General features: G+C 71.7%; 13 protein-coding genes and 1 pseudogene. 3 read left to right on the top strand and 11 right to left on the bottom strand.

What is annotated here, in order from left to right; translation table 11 throughout:
- Nucleotides 1-79: 79 nt before the first annotated feature.
- The 5 genes from ACP4J3_RS41930 to ACP4J3_RS41910 form a co-directional block, all read right to left on the bottom strand.
- Entirely contained in the window at nt 80-967 is an 888-nt protein-coding gene (locus ACP4J3_RS41930; protein ID WP_426541986.1) for a FadR/GntR family transcriptional regulator, read from the bottom strand.
- Nucleotides 968-1,130: 163 nt separating this feature from the next.
- Complete coding sequence (locus ACP4J3_RS41925) at nt 1,131-3,077, bottom strand: ATP-binding cassette domain-containing protein (protein ID WP_426541984.1); 1,947 nt, start codon at nt 3,075-3,077, stop codon at nt 1,131-1,133.
- A gap of 166 nt (nt 3,078-3,243) precedes the next feature.
- The gene (locus ACP4J3_RS41920) at nt 3,244-4,002 is read right to left on the bottom strand and encodes an NUDIX hydrolase (RefSeq protein ID WP_031486391.1); all 759 of its coding nucleotides are present in this window, start codon (nt 4,000-4,002) and stop codon (nt 3,244-3,246) included.
- 130 nt (nt 4,003-4,132) lie between these two features.
- On the bottom strand, nt 4,133-6,049 hold the full coding sequence (locus tag ACP4J3_RS41915; protein ID WP_426542065.1) for a glycogen debranching N-terminal domain-containing protein: 1,917 nt from the start codon (nt 6,047-6,049) through the stop codon (nt 4,133-4,135).
- Nucleotides 6,050-7,086: 1,037 nt separating this feature from the next.
- Complete coding sequence (locus ACP4J3_RS41910) at nt 7,087-8,721, bottom strand: DUF4192 domain-containing protein (RefSeq protein ID WP_426541982.1); 1,635 nt, start codon at nt 8,719-8,721, stop codon at nt 7,087-7,089.
- Between the two features lie 143 nt (nt 8,722-8,864).
- Here ACP4J3_RS41910 and ACP4J3_RS41905 point away from each other — a divergent pair, with 143 nt between their 5' ends.
- Entirely contained in the window at nt 8,865-11,030 is a 2,166-nt protein-coding gene (locus tag ACP4J3_RS41905) for a RecQ family ATP-dependent DNA helicase (protein ID WP_426541980.1), read from the top strand.
- A 316-nt stretch (nt 11,031-11,346) separates the two neighbouring features.
- Nucleotides 11,347-11,982 (top strand): hypothetical protein, encoded by a 636-nt coding sequence (locus tag ACP4J3_RS41900; RefSeq protein ID WP_426541978.1) that lies wholly within the window; start codon nt 11,347-11,349, stop codon nt 11,980-11,982.
- A 393-nt stretch (nt 11,983-12,375) separates the two neighbouring features.
- Here the strand turns inward: ACP4J3_RS41900 and ACP4J3_RS41895 are convergent, their stop codons facing one another.
- From ACP4J3_RS41895 to ACP4J3_RS41875, 5 genes and pseudogenes are all read right to left on the bottom strand, one after another.
- Nucleotides 12,376-13,017, bottom strand: a complete 642-nt coding sequence (locus ACP4J3_RS41895) for a hypothetical protein (protein ID WP_426541976.1) — start codon at nt 13,015-13,017, stop codon at nt 12,376-12,378.
- 68 nt (nt 13,018-13,085) lie between these two features.
- Nucleotides 13,086-13,787 (bottom strand): ribonuclease HII, encoded by a 702-nt coding sequence (locus tag ACP4J3_RS41890; RefSeq protein ID WP_426541974.1) that lies wholly within the window; start codon nt 13,785-13,787, stop codon nt 13,086-13,088.
- A gap of 82 nt (nt 13,788-13,869) precedes the next feature.
- Nucleotides 13,870-14,493 carry a TetR/AcrR family transcriptional regulator gene (locus ACP4J3_RS41885; protein ID WP_426541972.1) on the bottom strand — a complete coding sequence of 208 codons (624 nt, stop codon included), beginning with the start codon at nt 14,491-14,493 and terminating at the stop codon, nt 13,870-13,872.
- Between the two features lie 165 nt (nt 14,494-14,658).
- On the bottom strand, nt 14,659-14,856 hold the full coding sequence (locus tag ACP4J3_RS41880; protein WP_426542069.1) for a hypothetical protein: 198 nt from the start codon (nt 14,854-14,856) through the stop codon (nt 14,659-14,661).
- A 144-nt stretch (nt 14,857-15,000) separates the two neighbouring features.
- Nucleotides 15,001-15,142: pseudogene (locus tag ACP4J3_RS41875) on the bottom strand (NUDIX domain-containing protein); the annotation flags it as partial.
- 165 nt (nt 15,143-15,307) lie between these two features.
- Between ACP4J3_RS41875 and ACP4J3_RS41870 the strand changes: the two are divergent.
- The gene (locus ACP4J3_RS41870) at nt 15,308-16,900 is read left to right on the top strand and encodes an acyl-CoA carboxylase subunit beta (protein ID WP_426541970.1); all 1,593 of its coding nucleotides are present in this window, start codon (nt 15,308-15,310) and stop codon (nt 16,898-16,900) included.
- On the opposite strand, the gene ACP4J3_RS41865 is transcribed toward ACP4J3_RS41870, so the two are convergent.
- On the bottom strand, nt 16,894-17,070 hold the full coding sequence (locus ACP4J3_RS41865) for a DUF6059 family protein (RefSeq protein WP_426541968.1): 177 nt from the start codon (nt 17,068-17,070) through the stop codon (nt 16,894-16,896). The genes ACP4J3_RS41870 and ACP4J3_RS41865 overlap by 7 nt on opposite strands.
- Nucleotides 17,071-17,090 lie beyond the last annotated feature (20 nt).

The following is a 17,090-nucleotide window of genomic DNA, read 5'->3' as shown; positions in this document are numbered from 1 at the left end:
GGTCCGACGGGAGGGGTGCGCAGGCCGGGACCGCCACAGGAGGGGGAGGCGTACCTGGCCGCGCCACCCTGGTGCGCGGTCAGTGCTCGCGGGGTGCGGGCACCACGCGCTCCACCTCGGGATGGACGGTGAGCAACTGACGCATGGCCGCCTCGGCCGCCGCGCCGTCGCCGGCGGCGAGGGCGTCGACGATCCTGCTGTGCTGCGCCAGCGACGTCTCGTTCGGCCGGTCGCATCCGGTCACGGGGCCGCCGGAGACCTGGAGGGCGGCCGAGACGATCCCCGAGAGGTGCTCCAGCATGCGGTTGCCGGCGACCTGGATGAGCAGCGTGTGGAACTCGGTGTCGGCGCGGGAGAACGTGAGGACGTCACCCTGCCCCATCGCATGGCTCATGATCTCGATCATGTCGGCGAGCCGCTGCTGGACGTCCTCGCGCCCGTGCCCGGCGGCGAGACGGGCCGCGAGCGGCTCGATCGTCCAGCGCAGCTCGCTCAGCTCCCGGCGCTGGTCGTCGCGCTGCGGCCCGAAGGCCCGCCATTCGATGATGTCCGGGTCGAGGAGGTTCCAGTCACTGACGGGGCGCACGCGCGTGCCGACGTTCGGGCGGGCGCTGACCAGGCCCTTGGCCTCCAGGACGCGGAGCGACTCACGGACGACGGTGCGGGAGACCTCGAAACGCTGGCCGATCTCCTCGGGCACCAGCGGCCGGTCGGCACCCAGGTCGCCGGAGACGATCATCTGGCCGAGCTGTTGGACGAGTTGGCCGTGCAGCCCGCGTCCGCGGCTGCCCGCGGCGCGTCGGCCGACCCGGCCCAGCTCCGGATCGGACCCCTCCCAGGCGGGGGCGCCGACGCGGTCGGCGACGGGGGCCTCGGCGTAGGGGTAGCGGTCGAGTTCGCCCGGGCCGGCCAGACCGGAGTCGGTGGAGCGGGCGGCGGTCATCATGGTGTGCGCAAGGGTACTCACGGATCCTTTGTCGGCGCCGTCTCCAACTCCCTTGAGGTCTTTGGTGAAAAGCACACGAAAGGGTGATCGCTCACCCCGTCGCAATTGACGCCTTATCGGAAAGAAATGGGCTTTCCCCGGGGAGTTGTGGGCACGACAGAACCGAGAAGGCCACGAACGGTCGTCATCGGACCCTGCTCCTCAGGGTCGTGAAGAGATAGGCGCAGAGCAGGGCGGTGAGGGACAACGTCAGTGCGCCACCGACGGGTTGACCGATGACACGCGCGGCGGCTCCCAGGTAGCGCTCCCCTCCGAACGGCCACTGCGACAGGAGCACCTCCCGCAGCCGCAGCGGAAACCCGGCCGCCGTCCGTACGGACGGCCCTTCCACGACCTTCTGTACGAGCGGTACGACGACGATGGGCACGGTGACCACCGCCGCGAGCCCGGCCGTGGTGGACCGGAAGAGCCCCGCGGCGAGCACGCCGGCCCAGGCACAGCCGACGACCAGCCCGATCCAACTCGCGCTCAGCGAAAGCCAGTCGGTGGGAACTTCGGCGAGCTCCCGTCCGTAGACGAGATAGAGCACCTCGATGTCACAGCCCACGGTGAGCACGGCCAGCGCCAGGGCGGCGGCGGAGGCGACGAGAAGTTTCGCGGCCAGCAGCCCCAGCCGGCGGGGGACGGTGCCGCGATCCGCTGCCAGGGCGGGGTGGCGGAACTCGTCGCCGAAGGCGATCGCCCCCAGCAGCCCGGCCCCGAGCGCCGCGGGCGGCAGCGGAAGCTCCTGCGGCCACGCGACCAGCAGGCGCGCATGCGAGGTGTGTCCGATCCGGGCGAGCGCCACGGCCGTGATGGCGGACACCACGAGCACGGCACCGGCGGTGACGAACGCCGTACCGACACCGGCTGCCCGACGGAGCTCGTAGCGGAGGGGGCGGAGGGGGGCGGGGGCGGGGCGGACGGAGATGGGAGGCGGGAGATCGGGCAGGTCGTCGGCACAGGAGGCGGACCGGCGCGCACCGTCGTCCTGCGCGGACGGCTCCGCTGCGCAGGCCTCGTGCGCCGCGGCCCCGTCCTGTTCTCCGGCCGCCTGCGGCGCCGCGGGATCCCCGGCCGCGGTCTGCCCCTTGCCCGGCTTCGACGCGGTACCGGCTCGCCGCCTGCGGCCACTGCCCGCGGTCACCTCGCCGTAGGCCGGCTGCGGCTCCTCGTCGGCCGGCGGCTCATCCGCGTGTGGATCCGCCTCCACTCCGGGCCCCATGTCTCCGACCTCGTCGGCGAGTTGGTGTACGAGGATGCCGTGGCGGTGCGCGATGTCGCCGACATCGGCGCAGGTACTGCCGTACACCGACAGGCGGTTGCCGCTCTCGCGTACGACCTCGACGGAACGGTGCGCGGCGCGCGCCTCCTTCGCGAGCAGGGTGGCGAAGCGGGAGGCGTGGGGGGTGCGGACGGCCACACGGGGCCGCAGGCGAGTGCGCGCGAAGTCGACGGCCTCCTGGTCGGCGACGAGCCTGCCCCGGTCCAGGGTGACGACGTGGTCGGCGATGCGCGCGGCCTCCTTGGGGTCGGCCGTGGTCAGCAGGACCGTGCCGCCCTGGGCCGCGTGTGCGCGCAGGGCGCCGTGCAGCCATCGGCGCTCGCGGGTCGTCAGCCCGTCCGCGGGGTCGTCGAGCACCAGCGTGTGCGGGTCGGCCAGCAGCGTGCAGGCCAGGCCGAGGCGCCGGTCCATGCCGCGTGAGAGGGAGCCGAGGCGTTCGTCGCGCAGGCTGACGAGGCCGACCGCCTCCAGGACCTCGTCGGCGCGCCGGGCAGGGACTCCGGCGGCGGCGCACAGCATGCGCAGATGACCGCGCACCGTGCGCGCCGGGTGCCCGGGGACGTCGCCCAGCAGCACACCGACCTCTCGCGACGGATGGGCCATGCGATGCAGGGGGCGGCCTCTGAAGAAGGTGATGCCACGGCCCTGTTGGAGTTCGAGCATGAGTCTGAGCGCCGTCGTCTTGCCCGCCCCCGCCGCTCCGAGCAGCGCGGTGACGCGGCCCGCGCGAGCCTCGAAGGACACGTCGTCGAGCGCGGGGGGAAGCTCCTTGCGAGGGTTGCTGGTCAGTCCGATCGCCTCGATCACCCGCAGCAAGATAGCGCGCTATGTCCGGTTTTTCGGGGAGGGCAAGGCGCACTGCGCGGGCAGCCGTGGGCTCGATCTGCCCGGTCGGACGCGTGTTCCCCCTTCGGTCGCGAACCCGGAAGCTTCGCACGGCGCCCCGACCGGCCTTGCGACCCCGGCCCTCGGATCAGACCTCGGGGCGCAGCATCGGGGGGTTGAGCAGCGTGGCGCCGCCGGCCCGGAAGAGCTGGGCAGGGCGGCCGCCCTGCCGGGTGGTGGTACCGCCGGTGGGCACGAGGAAGCCCGGTGTGCCCGTCACCTTGCGGTGGAAGTTGCGCGGGTCGAGGGCCACCCCCCACACCGCCTCGTAGACCCGGCGCAGCTCGCCGACAGTGAACTCGGTCGGGCAGAACGCCGTGGCCAGCGACGAGTACTCGATCTTGGAACGGGCCCGCTCCACCCCGTCGGCCAGGATCTGCGCATGGTCGAAGGCGAGCGGTGCGACCGGCTCACCGTCGCGACCGTAACCGCCCTGCTGCAACAGTTCGTCGACCGGCGCCCAACGGGCGTTGCTGGCGTCGCCACCCGCCCGGGGTGCCGGCAGATCCGGGGCCAGCGCGAGGTGGGCGACGCTGACCACCCTCATCCGCGGATCCCGCTTGGGGTCACCGTAGGTCGCGAGCTGCTCGAGGTGGGCCCCGTTGTCCTGTGCCGGGACGGCGGGGTCGTGGGCGCGCAGCCCGGTCTCCTCCGCCAATTCGCGCGCGGCGGCCTGCGCCAGATCCTCGTCGGCCCTCACGAACCCACCGGGCAGTGCCCAGCGCCCCTGAAAGGGAGGTTCGCCCCTGCGCACCGCCAACGCGCACAGGGCATGGCGGCGCACGGTCAGCACGACCAGGTCCACGGTGACGGCAAAGGGCGGAAAGGCTGACGGGTCGTAGGGCATGCGGCGATCATAGTCGTCTGCCTGACGATAAACACTCCCTTCGCCGAGCCCGTCGACGGTTGATCCAATTCGGCCCGGTATGAGCCTCACCGTCCTCTCCCTCGTCTCGTCCACGGCGCGTCGTACGAGGTCACGCTCGCAATTGCAGCCCCTCGGCCGCCTCCTCGACCATGGCGAGCCCCAGCCGGCTGACGCGTACGGAGAAGGGGGCGCCGGCGACCCGAAGTCCCCTCAGAACGATCTCGCCCAGGGGCGCGCTGCGCATGGGCCGCAGCGTGACCGTCCCCGCCGGGGCGTCGGGGCGTATCCCGGCGAGCGTGGTCAACAACAGCACTCCGGCTGCCGCCGCCGTGGCCGCGGGGCGGCAGGCCGCCGGGTGCGGGAGGGGGGCGCTGCCTTCGGTGCGCGGCTCCCCCGCGTACATGTCGGGCAGCCGGTGGCCGAACGCCTCTGCGGCGGCCAGTACGCCCCGCAGCAGTGCGCTCGCCTCCTTCTCGTAGTCGGCCGCGGCAAGGCCGGCCACGGCGATCGCCGTCTCGGGGACCCGCACGGCACCGCTGCGGTGACCGAACGGGTTGTGTCCTGCCTCCTTCGTGCTCAGTCCGCGCAGGCCCCAGCCCGAGTCCATCGCCGGGCCGCCGAGCAGCCGGGCGAGCTGCTCGGTCTGCACCTTGTCGAGCAGCCCCGGGGCCTGTTCTCCTTCGCCCAGCAGGCCGGTGTCGAGCAGGTGGACGGCGGCGGCACCCAGATACGGCACGGGGCGTCCGTCCGGGGCCAGGGCGGCCGTGGGCCTGCCGCCGCCCAGGTCGTCGATCCAGAAGTCCGCGCGGAAGGCCGTCCGCTGCGCCCCGGCCCAGTCCCGCAGCTCGCCGCCGCCCGGTCTGCCGCAGGCGTCGAGCAGATCGGCGCCGAGCAGCGCCGCACGGTGGGCATGGGCCTGGGTCTCGCAGCGGACGGGGCCGCCGGGCTGCGGATCGGGCAGATATGTGCCGTCGCCCACAGTGGTCCGCAGCCAGGTCAGGCAGCGCTCGGCCGCCGGGAGGAGTTCGTCGGTCTCGGACTCGGGTAGTCCCCAGCGGCGGGCCTCCGCGAGCACTGCCGGGTACAGCAGTGTGGCCTCTGTGCCCGTACAGCCCGGCGGCAGATAGGGTCCCGCGTCCCGTCTCGGCCCGGGGATCATGCCGGATTGCAGTCCCTGGCCCGGAAGTTGGGCTCGGGCGAGGGTGCGCAGTGTGCCCGCGGCGAGCCGGGTGCCCAGCGGCAGGGCCATCCGGGCCGCGGCGAGGGCCTCGGCCGGGGCAAGGCCGCAGCGCCAGGGCGCCCCGGCGGCCAGATGGGTGTCGGAGGGGTGGGCGTGGTCGCGCAGGAGCAGGGCCTGGAGGTCCCCGACGCTTGTCCGCAACAACGCCTCCACCCTGGGATCGTCGCCGGCCGCCCGCGCGGGAGCGAGCGGACTGGTCGCGGCCCGGCCTGCGGCGCGCACGGGTCCGGCGCCGTCGGTACGCACGCGCAGTTCGATGCCGGCGCTACCGCCGGGGGGCAGCTCGAGCTCCCAGCGCAGCAGACCTGCCGAGGCCAGCGCGTCGGTGGGCGGCGGGTCGGCCGTGACCGTCGAGTTCCCCCTGGCGGACGACCACCGCAGGCCGGAGTCGTGGACGCTGGCGGGGAGTTCCGGTCCGGTGTTGCCGCACGCGATGGCACCGAGGTCGGCCAGGTCGGTGGCCAGGGCGACCTCGACCGGCAGGCGCAGGGGGCGAACGGCCGCGCTGCGCACTGTGATCCGCTCGGTGCCGTCCGCGTGACGGGTTCGCTCGACGACGACGTCCGGATCGGGGCCGGCCTGCGGCGAGGTGCGCAACGTGCCCACGAAGCGGACACAGTCGGCCCCGGTCATCCGGGCCTGGACCGCGAGGGGTTCACGTCCGGCCACGCGAACCTGGCAACGCGAGAGGACACGTCGACCCGCACGGTAGATCCCGTCGAGCCCCTGCCCGGTCAACTGCCCTTGGTCTGTGGAGATTGCGAGGCCCGGGAGGGCGATGCAGATCAAGGCGTTGTGGGCGGGGGGTAGGGAGGGGGATCGGCCTGCTGTCGGTGGTGGGGCGGGTGCGGGGATTCTGCCTGCGGATGGTGGGGTCGCCGGTGTGGTGGGTGATGGGATGTGTTGAGTCGATGGTGGGGGCGTGCTTCGGGACCGGGAGACCGTGTCTCGTGGTGGGGATGAGCGCTGTGCGCGGTTGGCATCCGGCGGTGATGCCGTGGGCTGGGGCAGGGGCGACGAGGGCGATGGGCGCGGGCTCGTCGGCCTTGTGGGCTGCTGGGGGAGCTTGGCGTGTCGGCGCTGTGGGTCGAGGCGGGCGTCCTGATCCGACGGTGGCCACCAGGCTGGTTGTGAGGGCTGGTCCGGTGGTGGGGCAGCGGCGGCCGACGGTGGTTGCCGCTGGTCCGTTGGTCGGTTGGCTGCCGCCGAGGCCGGTCGTTGCTGGTCCTCCGTGGGTGATGGGGGCCGTTCTTGGCTGGGCAACGGGGACCAGTCATTGCCGGTGGGCCAGGATGAGCAGTTGCTCGTCGAGCCGGGCGTTTGCCCTGTTCCGCCCCCGGCCGAAGGGGGCCCCGCGTCCTGCCGTTGGGACGGCACCGGCCCGCCGACGGTCGAACGCTCGTCGGCGGCCGGGGTGATCGGGGTCGACTGTGACATGGGACGGCTTCCTCTGCGCTGATCGCGCCACGGGCGAGCGCGGCGCCGGCCGGGGGATCCGGAGTGACAGGAGCGGTGCGGCGGTACGGCCGGTCCGGGCGTTCCGCCACTCAGGTGAACGGGGAGGGATCCCTCCAGGTCACGGCCGTGACGGGGTTGTCCGGCCGACCCGCTGCCTCGGTCACCAGGTCCACCAGATGCTCCAAGGCCCGCCGGGGCACCGAAACGCAGGTCGTCGGTCCGCCGCTGCTCACAGAGGGTCAAGCCCTGCTCCTCCACCCCGTGGCTACCGTCTCTTCCCCGGCCCCGATCAACCCACTGCCCACGACGGTCGTCACCTCGACGACGCCTTCCACACCACTGCTGGAACCACCGCCCGCGAAGGCTCATGTCTCCCCCACCCCGCTCGCATAGCCCGGACGCACACCGTCGGAACAGCTCCCGTTTCCGCTCCCTCGTACGGCTCCCCTCTTCGAGTTGCGCGGTCCAGTGCCGCCCGGCCGCAGGGCACCGGCCCCGGAAGGCGTACGCGGCCGCGAAACGCTCGTCCCCCGCCCTCGTCCACCGGCCTTCGCGGGGCGAGGAAGACCGCCCCTCGAACCCGCAGGCTGCCGCGACCGGCGACCATCACCGACGTCAGCCACCGTCGCGGGCTTCGCCGTCTCACCCCGCACCGGATCCTCGACGTCCTCCGGCTTGTCCAGGCGCCCGGCATCCCCCCTCTCACGCCCCACACGTTCCGTCCGCAAGCAGCGGCGGATCGACTCGGGGTCCAGCCCTTCGTTGCAGGCTTGGTGCAGCAGACGGGCGAAGAGGTAGTCGTTGTCGGCGCCGAGCGCCATGGCGAGGGCCTCACGGGCCTCCAACTCGTCGCCACTGGACCAGGCGACCCAACCGGCCAGCGTGAGGGGTGCCGCCGCATGCTCGCCGTACGGTCCGACGCAGCGGCGGGCCAGCGCTCGCCAGAGCCGCAGGGCGGGGTCGGCCTCGTCGCCCTCCATCCACTCGGCCACGCGGTCGCGCATCGCGCGGTCCTGCAGTCCCAGAATGAGCCTCGCGGCTTCGTCGTGTCCGAGCAGTCCGTCGTCACGGAGATCCGCGGTGAGCGTCCCGGCCACGGGCGGGGCCGCGGCGAACCGGCTCATGAGTCGCTCGGCCAGTGCCAGCGTCTCCTCCGCCACGCCCTCGCGCATCGTCTCGTCGAGGATCCTGGAGACCAGCGCCGCACCCGCGGTGTCCAGGGCGGCTTCCTGTTCCCGGGCGGCGGCGTTCTCCCAAGGCCGTAGCCTGGCCCGCAGTTCGCTCAGCGTGCCGCGCACCTGAACCCCGGCATAGGCGGCCGCGGCTGCCAGCACCGATGTACCGGGCAGTCCCATCGCCCGGCCCTCGGGCGGACAGCACTCCACCCTGTCGCAGCAGTACGACCAGAAGCGGCCGTCCGAGATGCACAGGGCCTCGATCACCGGCACGTCGAGGCTGCCGCACGCGATGCGCATCTTCTGGGCCAGCGGACGCAGCCGTTCCATGACCTGTCGGCCCGTCTGGCCCTCGGCGGGTTCCTGGCACAGGAAGGCGACCATCTGCTCCGGCCGGGCTCCCCTGCGCTCGCTGCCCACCACCAGTCCGTGGGCCAACTGCCCGGCCGCGGAGTCCCAGTCGTCCGCGCTCGCGGGAATGCCGAGCCGTGCCCGTCCGCCGAACCGGCCCTGGCCGTCCTTGTCGTGCAGGGCGACCAGCACGATGCTGTCCTCGGGGCGGTATCCGAGGAGATACGGCACGGCGTCGGCCAGTTCGGCGGGGGTGCGCAAAGTGACCTGGTGCTCGGGCAGGTGCCCCTCGTATGCCGTGTAGTCGAGTGGGTCCGTAGGTTGGGCGCGTCCTCGGTTTTCGTCGTGTCCGGCCCGCACGTCGTGTGCGGGGCGCTGGTCGTTCGCGTCGGTTGTCCTGGGCCCGCGGTGCTGTTCCTTGGCGCAGGTGCCTTCGTTCTCGGGAGATCCAGTCGCTTCGCTGTGATTCGTCATGCGCTGACGATCTCGCGGATCGCGAGACTCCGCTTTACCCTGTGGATAACTCCGACCAGGGACACGACAACTCTGAGCCGCTCGGGCAGCCCGCCAGACCCAGCGCCCCCGCTCTGTCAGTGCCGTCCTGTTGTATGGGACCCATGGAGCACACGAGCAACGCGGATCTCCGGGCGGCCGCCGACGCGGTCCTCGCCCGTCTCGTCGGAGACGCCACCGGCACGGCGCGACTGCGCGGAGACCAGTGGCGGGCGATCGAGGCGCTGGTCGCCGACAGACGCCGTGCCCTCGTCGTGCAGCGCACGGGGTGGGGCAAGTCCGCGGTCTACTTCGTGGCCACGTCTTTGCTGCGGTCCCGCGGCAGCGGCCCCACCGTGATCGTCTCCCCGCTGCTCGCGCTCATGCGCAACCAGGTCGAGGCCGCCGCCCGGGCCGGCATCCATGCCCGCACCATCAACTCCTCCAACACCGAGGAGTGGGACACGATTCAGAACGAGATCGCCACGGGCGACGTCGACGTACTGCTGGTCTCCCCGGAGCGCCTCAACAACCCGGACTTCCGCGACCAGGTGCTGCCCAAGCTGGCCGCAGCGACCGGCCTACTCGTGGTGGACGAGGCGCACTGCATCTCGGACTGGGGGCACGACTTCCGGCCGGACTACCGGCGCCTGCGCACCATGCTCTCCGATCTCCCGCCCGGAGTGCCCGTACTGGCGACCACCGCCACCGCCAACGCCCGCGTGACGGCCGACGTCGCCGAGCAGCTCGGCACAGGCGGCAGCTCGGACGCCCTGGTCCTGCGCGGGCCACTGGACCGGGACAGCCTCAGCCTGAACGTGCTGCGCCTGCCGGACGCCGCACACCGGATGGCCTGGCTCGCCGACCACCTCGACGAGCTGCCGGGCTCGGGCATCATCTACACGCTCACCGTGGCCGCGGCCGAGGAGGTCACGGCCTTCCTGCGGCACCGCGGCCACACGGTAGCCTCCTACACCGGCAAGACGGAGAACGCCGATCGTCAGCAGGCCGAGGACGACCTGCTGGGCAACAGGGTGAAGGCCCTGATCGCCACCTCCGCCCTCGGTATGGGCTTCGACAAACCCGACCTCGGCTTCGTGGTGCACCTCGGTTCGCCCTCCTCCCCCATCGCCTACTACCAGCAGGTCGGCCGCGCCGGACGCGGCGTCGAGCACGCCGAGGTGCTCCTCCTCCCCGGGCCGGAGGACGAGGCGATCTGGCAGTACTTCGCCTCGCTCGCCTTCCCCTCGGAGGACCTGGTACGCCGCACACTCGACGTCCTCGCACATGCGGACAAGCCCTTGTCGCTGCCCGCCTTGGAACCCTTGGTCGAACTGCGCCGCTCCCGAATGGAGACCATGCTCAAGGTCCTGGACGTGGACGGCGCGGTCCGGCGGGTCAAGGGCGGCTGGGTCGCCACCGGGCAGCCCTGGGTGTACGACGCCGAGCGCTACGACTGGGTCGCCCGGCAGCGCAAGGCAGAGCGGCAGGCGATGCGCGAGTACGCCTCGACGACGGGCTGCCGGATGGAGTTCCTCCAGCGCCGGCTCGACGACGAAGGGGCCAAGCCCTGCGGTCGCTGCGACAACTGCGCGGGCGCTCGCTTCACCGCCGACACGTCCGCTGGCGCGCTGGACGCCGCGCGCGTCGACCTCGGGCGAGCGGGAGTGGAGGTGGAGCCGCGCCGCATGTGGCCGACCGGTCTTCCGGCGATCGGCGTCGAGCTCAAGGGGCGTATCCCGGCTGGCGAACAGGCCGCGCCCGGACGGGCGTTGGGGCGGCTGTCGGACATCGGCTGGGGCAACCGGCTGCGGCCGTTGCTCGCGGCCCAGGCCCCGGACGGTCCCGTGCCCGACGACGTGGCGAACGCGGTCGTGGGCGTCCTGGTCGACTGGGCCAAGGGCCCCGACGGCTGGGCCTCCGGAGCACAGGACGCCCGGCCGCGCCCGGTCGGCGTGGTCACGGTCGCCTCACGCACCCGTCCGCAACTGATCAACTCGCTGGGCGCGCGCATCGCGGAGATCGGCAGACTCCCACTGCTGGGTTCCCTCGAGTACACCGGAGAGGCGCCCCCGGTGTCCCGGAGCAACAGCGCCCAGCGGCTGAAGGCCCTCGACGGCGCACTGGCCGTGCCTCCCGCCCTGGCCTCGGCTCTCGCGGAGACTCCGGGCCCCGTACTGCTGGTGGACGACTTCACCGAGACCGGCTGGACTCTCGCCGTCGCGGCCCGCATGCTCCGCCGCACGGGCGCGCAGGGGGTGCTGCCCTTGGTCCTGGCCGTTCAGGGTTGATCGCGACCGGCACGGGCTGCCGCCCGTCCGGGCCCGCCGCACCTCGGGTCGTATGTCCACTTCAAGCCGTACGACCTGATGGTGTGCGGCCGCATCATGCGTCGCACCGTCATGCACTGGGTAGGGATATAACCCGCGCACCATCAGATATCGGTCGGTGGCCCCAATTGCTCGTTGCCGCATTCAGGTTCGACAGCAAGAATTGGAGTCCGCTCCCCGCGCGGCTCGTCCGTGATCCGGAAGGGCTCTGCTGCGGTGTGCGCTCCCCCGAATCCGACCTCGCCCGCAGTGTGGGCGCGTAGCCGAAGGGAGGACCGTGACCTTCGGATTCGCTTCGTCCTCCGCGGCATCCATGTCGACGTCAGCCGACCTGTCCGCCGCATCCGCCAACCCCCTGGCCCGCATGCTCGAGCCCGCGGAGTGGGCCGCTGCCGGCATCCCCCTGCTGCGCAACCCACGCGAGGTCGTCAGCGGTCTGCACTCGCGGCACCGTCCCGGGCCGACGACCGCGATCGTCGCCGTGCTCGACTCGGAGGAGCGGCTGCGGGCGAGTGCCTCGTTCACCCGCCGCCCGGCCCCGGCCGACGGCTGGATGTTCCGCAACGCGCTGCTGGCCCAGTTGCGCCGGGTCATCCCCCACGACCTGCGACGCCGCACCCCGGTACGCACCGCCGTGCTGCTCTACTGCCGTGAGGGCGACGCCCGTTGGACGGAGGAGGACGGCGCCTGGATGTGGGGCCTGCGTGACGCCTGCACCCTGCACGGCCTGCGCTGCGGCGCGTACATCACGCTGACCCGTGACGGCTGGCAGGTCCTCGGCGAGGGCCGCGGCGGCCGCCGCCCCAACGCCGACTCGGCACCGGAGCCCTTCGCCACGTCCGAGGCACCGTTCCCCCTGCCACGCACCGGCGGAGCGGCCTCGGAGGTCCTGCGGCGCGCGGCCGCCCGCTGAGGACGCGGCCGCCCGCTCAGGACACTAGACATCCGCTCGGTCCGCAGGCACCCGCTGAAGCACAGACAGAAGATCTCGGCCGACGCCGCCGGTACGCGCCACACGACGTTTCCGATGCGACGGCCGAGACGCGACCAGCAGAGCTGCCGTGAGCGACGTGGTCGCCCCGAGCTACCCGAAAGGCACGGCCCCGGCGCCGCGACAGGGCGCCCGGCGGGGCCACGACTCATCCGCTTGGCAGGGACTCGCGTCCTGAGCTGACGGGGAGCCCACGCACGACGAGTTGTCCACTCGTCCGCGCACACCGAAGGTCGCGCTGTGCGAAGACGCCGCCGCAGCGGCGTCCCACCCCCGGTGTCCTGCGGCATGTCCCCCCGGACAGCCGGAACCGGATCAGACGCCCGCGCCCAGCACCGAGTTGATCCGCTGCGGGTCACCGCAGACGATCAGCAGGGCACCGGCCCGGCTCAGGGCCAGAGGCAGGGCGTCGGCGGCAGCGGCGTCGGAGCCGCCGTTGACGGCCACCACGACCACGGGTCGCGCCGTGGCGCGGCTCGCGACGGAGGCGTCGGCGTAGAACACGTCGTCGCCGGCGTCGTGCTGCGCCCAGTAGGAGGCTTCGCCGAAGGACAGCTCGTGGGTGGCCCACGGGTGCTGTTCGCCGGTGGTGATCACCAGCACGTCACCGGGGGCGCGGCCCGAATCGAGAAGCAGGTCGACGGCTTCCTCAGCGGCGTCGAGCGCTCCCCCGGGCGAGGCCGGGATGAGTTGGATCTGCGGGGTCGCCGACGCGGAAGCGGGGGCGGCCGGAGCAGTGGGGCCCGAAGGCCCGGGCTTGGCAACGGCAACATCGCGCGGCGTACGTTGCACCGGCGGTGCGGGCCGCGCGGGCCCGGGTCGGCCGGGACGCGGCGGAGCCGCGGGGCGCGGGCCGGGTACGGGGCGGGGGGTCGGCGCGTTTCGGCCGCTGGCCGGAGTGGCGCGGGGACCCTGGGCACTCTCGTGAATCTGAGGCTCCTCGGGAATGAGAGGCATGAGCTGATGTCTATCAAACGCTGGTGCGGCTCGCGTCGGCGGGTGGCACACGAGTGCGAGCGGATTCGTCAGAAATCGAAGCCGAGCTGCCCTTCGATCTCCGGAACGCTTCCGTCCACCCAGGTACGGACCTTCTTGAGGTGCCGCCACTGGGGCAGCGCATCAAGATACGCCCACGACAAGCGGTGGTACGGGGTGGGTCCCCGCTCCACCAGTGCGGCCTTGTGCACGGGCGACGGGTACCCGGCGTTGTCCGCAAAACCGAAGTCTGCATGGTCGATACCCAGTTCGGCCATCATTTTGTCGCGCTGGACCTTGGCGATCACCGAGGCCGCCGCGACCGCCACGCACGACTGGTCGCCCTTGATCACCGTACGAACCTGCCAGGGAGCCCCGAGATAGTCGTGTTTCCCATCGAGGATCACGGCGTCGGGGCGGATCGGCAGCGTCTCCAGAGCGCGCACCGCGGCGAGCCGCAGCGCGACCGTCATCCCCAGTTCGTCGATCTCCTCCGGAGAGGCGTGCCCGAGGGCGTACGACGTCACCCACGCCCGCAGTTGCTCAGCGAGGTCGGTGCGACGCTTGACGGTGAGCAGCTTGGAGTCCGTGAGACCTTCGGGGGGCCGGCGCAGTCCGGTGACCGCCGCACAGACGGTGACGGGCCCGGCCCACGCACCTCGCCCCACCTCGTCGACACCGGCAATGATCTTCGCTCCGGTCGTGGCTCGAAGGGAGCGCTCGACGGTGTGAGTAGGCGGTTCGTACGGCATGGCGCCCTTAGCGTACGCCGCCCGGAGGCCGCTTCGACACCCCGGTTCGCCGAAGCGACCTCCGACCCCCTTGAGCGACACGTCAGACGCCTGCCGGGCGGAGCAGAGGAAGCATGAACTGGTCGATCATTTCCTCGAGATCCTGATCATTCCATTCGCTTGTGCACATCTTTGATCGATACATCATCATCGCCGGGATGGCGTCGAAGACGTAGCCGTTCATCGCGTCACTCCGCACCTCCCCCCGCTCAATTCCGCGGGCGATGACCTCCCCGAGCAACTTGATCGTCGGCTGTACGACCCCCTCGAAGATCACGCTGTGAAAGCGCTCGGCCTGCAGGCTGTCGCATTCGTGAATCACTGACCGCAAAGCAAATCCGGGGCGCGAGAACATCGCCTCACGCGCCTGACGACACAGCTCGAGCAGGTCCTCGCGCACACTCCCGAGATTGGGAGCCGACTCGAAGCGCGGCAGACCCGCCCGCAGCGCGTCGGCGACCAGATCCTCCTTGGACGGCCAGCGCCGATAGACAGCGGCCTTGCCGGTCTGTGCGCCGGCGGCGACGCCCTCCATGGTGAGGCCGTTCCAGCCGACGGTGCTGAGTTGCTCCAGCGCGGCATCGAGAATCGCACGTTCGAGCACGGCGCCGCGCCGACGGAGGGAGGCCGCCTGAGCGGGGGCGGCCGTCCAGCGCGAGGTAACCATCTGAGCATCTCCAACAAACAAAGGGAAGCAGGGATTCCGGGGATATGGGACCACCGCGCGACAACTGCGGGGGACGGGGCGCGCGACGACAACACGAGTGAACGCGAGCGTTCACTAAGGCTCTTGTGGGGGACCCAAAGTGACAACCTCTCAGTTGATCAAAGATCAGAAACCAGGTGCGGCCCGCCGGGAGGGGCATCCCGGCATCGCGCTCACCGTCATCGCGGCCTGCCAACTCATGGTGATACTCGACGCGACGGTTCCATCGCGCGTTTCACCGTCCCTGCCACCGCCATCGTCATCGTCGTCTTCCGTGTGAAACAAGCGGGGGTCGACCACGCCCTCGACCAGCATCTCAGGCAACGGCGGCTCTTTCGATGGTTCGGGCACCGGAACGGCTGGAATCGTGATGGAGGATCATCCGGCCGGTGGGGCGGACCCGGCGGTTGTCCGGGTAGCGGTCGGCCATGGTCTGCTCGGGGGCCGAGAGCCCGTCCGACCTGGCGCGGTGGTGGCGCGCTCGACGTACCAGTGGCTGGAGAGCTGGGTCACGTCCCGCACCTTGACGCGCGGGTTGCCGGTCAGATCCAGGCCGGTCCGGTCGAATCCGGAGCGACCCCGACGGTCGGGTGTCGATGCCGGCGGCCATCGGAGACCGCCAGAGCTCGGAAGGGAAGCGCAGGGTGAAGTGGTCATGCCCGCCTTTTACCGGTTCGGGGCGGACCACGGACTGCCGCCCTGCGGTTGACGGTTCCATAAGTACCGCTTTAGCCCGGGTCGCTAGCGTCACCCCGTCCCCCCCACGATCCGGGAGATGAGCGTGGCCCCTCATACAGAGCCCGCCGAGGGCGGCGTAGCGACATTCCGAGCCCGAGTGGCCGAGCTGCGCGCCGTCCGCGAGGAATTGGTGCGGGGGCCGGATGACCGGGCCACCGCGGCACAGCACGCCAGGGGCAAGCTGACCGCCCGCGAGCGTATCGAACTCCTGCTGGATGCGGGCTCGTTCAGCGAGGTGGAGCCGCTGCGCCGGCACCGGGCCACCGGCTTCGGTCTGGAGGCCAGGAAGCCTTACACGGACGGTGTCATCACCGGGTGGGGCACGGTCGACGGCCGGACCGTCTTCGTCTACGCGCACGACTTCCGGATCTTCGGCGGAGCCCTCGGCGAGGCCCACGCCGCCAAGATCCACAAGATCATGGATCTGGCTCTCGCGGCCGGCGCGCCCCTGATCTCCCTCAACGACGGCGCCGGCGCCCGTATCCAGGAGGGCGTGAGCGCGCTGGCCGGATACGGGGGCATCTTCCGGCGCAACACCCGGGCCAGCGGGGTCATCCCGCAGATCTCGGTGATGCTGGGCCCGTGCGCGGGCGGCGCCGCCTACAGCCCCGCCCTGACGGACTTCGTGTTCATGGTCCGGAACACCGCGCAGATGTTCATCACCGGCCCCGACGTGGTCAAGGCCGTGACCGGCGAGGAGATCACACGGGACGGTCTCGGCGGCGCGGACGTCCATGCGCAGACCTCCGGTGTGGCGCACTTCGTGTACGACGACGAGGAGACCTGTCTCGCCGAAGTGCGCTATCTGCTGTCGCTGCTGCCGCAGCACAACCGCGAGCACCCACCCCGCGTGATCTGCACGGATCCCGTCGACCGCCGCTCGGACGTGCTGCTGGACCTGGTCCCGGCGGAGAGCAACCGCTCGTACGACATGCGCACCGTCATCGAGGAGATCGTCGACGACGGGGAGTACCTGGAGGTCCACGAGCGATGGGCCACCAACGTCGTCTGTGCCCTGACGCGGCTGGACGGGGAGGCCGTCGGCATCGTCGCCAGCCAACCGGCCGTTCTGGCCGGCGTGCTGGACATCGCAGCGGCAGAGAAGGCGGCCCGCTTCGTCCAGATGTGCGACGCCTTCAACATCCCGCTGGTGACTCTGCTGGATGTCCCCGGCTTTCTGCCGGGCGTCGCCCAGGAGCACGGCGGGATCATCCGGCACGGCGCCAAGTTGCTCTACGCGTACTGCAACGCCACCGTGCCCCGCGTCTCGCTGGTCCTGCGCAAGGCCTACGGCGGCGCGTACATCGTCATGGACTCACAGTCCATCGGCGCCGACCTGACGTACGCCTGGCCCACCAACGAGATCGCTGTGATGGGTGCCGAGGGAGCCGCCAATGTCGTCTTCCGACGGCAGATCGCCGCCGCGGACGACCCTGCCGCCCTGCGCTCCCGCCTGGTGAAGGAGTACCGAGCCGAACTGATGCATCCCTACTACGCCGCCGAGCGCGGACTGATCGACGCTGTGATCGACCCCGCCGAGACCCGCGAGGTGCTCGTCGCGGCCCTGGCGATGCTGCGGACCAAACACGCCGACCTGCCCTCCCGCAAGCACGGCAATCCGCCTCAGTGAGCCCGGCCCAGGCGCCCCAGCCGGCGTTCCAGTGACCGTTCGACGGGGCTCAACGGAAGGTCGGGGCACAGGCGCTCGGGGCTCGCGGCGCGCCGAGACGCCGCCGTGGGCCGGTTTGCCGACGGGTTAGTGGGTCTTAAGCGCGGCGCGCGATCGTGAAACGGACTCAATCGTCGGGTGAGCCCCGAGA

It is taken from the genome of Streptomyces sp. UG1, from assembly GCF_049974585.1.
In the GTDB taxonomy this organism is placed as follows: domain Bacteria; phylum Actinomycetota; class Actinomycetes; order Streptomycetales; family Streptomycetaceae; genus Streptomyces.
This window is presented reverse-complemented; position numbering and strand designations above follow the sequence as displayed.